Source organism: Roseibium sp., assembly GCF_025698965.1.
GTDB lineage: Bacteria > Pseudomonadota > Alphaproteobacteria > Rhizobiales > Stappiaceae > Roseibium.
Genome location: NZ_JAILWL010000637.1, coordinates 1 through 2,935, shown reverse-complemented (window position 1 = coordinate 2,935; position 2,935 = coordinate 1). Strand labels below are relative to the sequence as shown.

The window sequence follows — 2,935 nt, the reverse complement described above, 5'->3', positions numbered from 1 at the left end:
GCCGTTCCATTCCAACTGTCTGGCGTAACAGGCGTATCGGGTGTGTCCGGCGTATCAGGTTCATCCGGTGTGTCAGGTTCATCGGGCGTATCCGGTTCGTCCGGGGTATCGGGCGTGCCCGAACCATCCCCGATCAACGCGAAGATTTCCGCAGCAGCACCTGTATCGAGCACGGTAAAATTGGCTTCGCTCAAATCCGCCAGCTGAACTCCCGCCAGCGTAGTTGACTGATTGTTGGAAGGAACCGTAAAAACCACACCCGCATCGGTTTGCGTCACTTCCAGGTCCGCCGCTCCGATCCAGTCGACAAAGATCGTGTCGGTCGACGGATTGAAATCCTGTACGACCTCATTTTCACCCCAGCTCCAGGTGATGACCACATCCGCGGTGGTTTCATCGACACCTGCCGTTCCGTTGCCCGCATCGCTATCGGGAGTGCCGCCCGGATCCCCGGTCCCCGGCGTTCCGTCCCCTGGGGTTCCAAGTCCCTCGTCTCCGGTAAGCCTGTCTTCGTAGAATGCGATCATTTCGGCAATCGATGGAGAATCGAAGCCACCGAACTGATCGATATATTGAAGGATCGATGTGCCGTATTCATCGGTGCTGACCGCACCGCTTTGCAGCAGGGTTGCGGTACCCCACGCACCGCGCAAGTGCGCAGCAGCAAGAATTCCAGTGAGCGTCAATTCAACTGTGACCGTCTCACCATTTTGAACATAGCTGGCGGTCTGACCGACAAAATCGCTTAAGGACTGGCCACTTCCGGCCAATTGCGTCTCCAGAACCTGAAGATTGTATCCGAAGGCTTCCTGGATCGCGACGGTTTGCGCTTCCTTCGTCTGAAACTCTTCAAACGAGTCCACACCGTTCTTGCCTGTCCAGGTTCCATCCCAGGTATTGGTGGCTGCTCCATTGCCGTAGAAAACATCATCATCATAGTATCCCAGATCGATGAGCAGAGCTTCACCAAACTGGAACCCGACAAATCCGAGTGAGTTCTGCGACTGATAGGCCATCGCTTCCCATTCCGCATCGCTCAATTGCGACCAGCTGGTGTAGCCGGGGAAGTGACTTTCAACGGGCCCGCCCGCCCATTGGTCGAGTTGCCAGTCCTGAATGACGCCGGCATCGTAACGTTCACGGTCCCAACCTGATTCAAAAGCCAGAAGAGCGCCGAGAAAGTCTTCAAATGTTCCTGCCATGAATATCCCACCTGTTTCGAGTGAATCACCCAAGACTAAGTAAAAATATCGACAGCAACATGGATCAAAAATTAAATATTCGAGACTATTTCATGGCAAAAAACATACATAAATATGAATTATATTTGAATTAAACTGCAACTTCACACAACACCTGACACAATAAATTCTTCCAAATCACCTCGAAAAAGCGAGTTTCATGCCGCGCGGCAATCTCGGCGGATCATGAACCTCGCCGGACGTTTCAGCGTCTGCGGTTGCAGCTTCTTTGCACATGATGAGGGCGGCGCCTGAACCTTGGAGCTGGAACGATCAGCCGAACTGCCTGCTGCGCAGTGTGTCTCTGGGCGTTTCGCCAAATTGCCGTTTGTAGGCAACCGAGAACCGACCGAAATGACGGTGCCCGGAATTGTCCGCTACCTCCGCTATCGACTGGTTGCCATTGCCTGAAAGCAGCAGATGGCGGGCAAAATTCAACCTGGACTGATGCAGATACTGGATGGGGCTGCAATCCACTTCACGTTTGAAAATGAGCTGAAGATTGCGAGGCGTCGTGCCGGCATACGTACAGATATCAAGAAGACTTATATCGTCCGCGAACCTGTCACTGATCATCGATAGCGCGCGCCTGAATATTGCAGGAGGTGTGCTGCGGCCATCCCGCTTTAGCAGTGGTGAAACAGTGTTCGGCTGCGCTGTCAGCAAGGATGCGATCAATCCCTCCTCAAGGTGTCGCTGCCGAAATTGATCAGATGACTGAAAAGCGGAACCGTCCTCGGCTGCTGCAACTATTCCCCGAAAGGTTCGCGCCCAGGCCAATCCCTCCGGGCTTGCGAGATTGAAATCCGGCTTGAAGCGAACCTCATGCACGGGCATCCCGGTCATACGGGCGGCAACGGCCTGCATATAGGTCCGATCAATCTGCAGCAGAACCTGTTCGCAGCCGGCATGCCAGCGCATGGACGTGTAACGATCCGGATTGAGGATCGACGCCATTCCCGGCGTTGAGAAAACCGATTGGCAGCCGTTTTCGATCTGGGCAGTCCCGGCGATCGGAACCTGAACGAGGAAAAAATCCGACAATTCACCCGGTTCTATGACCACATCGGCGCCATAACGGATGTAATTGAGCGAAACATGTTGTCCCCCCACTCTGTTTTGACATGCGTCGAACCCGTCTCTGGCAGACAGACGCTCCAGGCGATGACTGCAGAAATGCCGTGCGACAATCTCCCTGGCCTCATCAACGTCACACGTATCGAAGCGTCGGAAAGAATTGAGCGGAGTTTTTCGCACAGCTTGACCAACCATGTTCTGGAGCATGCCGTCATCGAAATTCTCGATCAAGCTGCAGGTGCGAAGGGATGCGGCATTTTACAGCATGCGAGCAAGAATTTTCGCATTCTGGATAAAACATTCCGGACCGCTGGGATTAGCATTTTCCCATCTTGCACACCCAATGAGTCAACGAGGAGGGAAGATTCATGCAAAACGGTGCCGGTATCACCACGGCCGACGCAGGCCTGGACAACATCAGTTGGAATGTTGTCGGACACACTTACACACCCAAGGTCCACAGTACGAATGCCTTTATCTGGCATGCGATCGTGCCGGCTGAAACATTCGTGCCACCGCACATTCACCCGACCCAGGACGAATGGATCGTCATGCTGGAAGGGGAACTGGAGGTCGAAATGGGCGGCGAAACCCATATCGCAAGAGCCGGTGACACT

At 53.9% G+C, this 2,935-nt stretch carries 2 protein-coding genes and 1 pseudogene; 1 reads left to right on the top strand and 2 read right to left on the bottom strand.

Annotated elements, in window-relative coordinates; translation table 11 throughout:
* Positions 1-1,202: pseudogene (locus K5905_RS30870) on the bottom strand (hypothetical protein); the annotation flags it as partial.
* Positions 1,203-1,514: 312 nt separating this feature from the next.
* Positions 1,515-2,549, bottom strand: coding sequence for an AraC family transcriptional regulator (locus tag K5905_RS30865; protein WP_297591547.1), 1,035 nt, complete (start codon positions 2,547-2,549; stop codon positions 1,515-1,517).
* Between the two features lie 137 nt (positions 2,550-2,686).
* On the opposite strand from K5905_RS30865, the gene K5905_RS30860 reads away from it, so the two are divergent.
* Positions 2,687-2,935: cupin domain-containing protein (locus K5905_RS30860; protein WP_297591546.1), on the top strand; the 249-nt coding region annotated here is incomplete at its 3' end.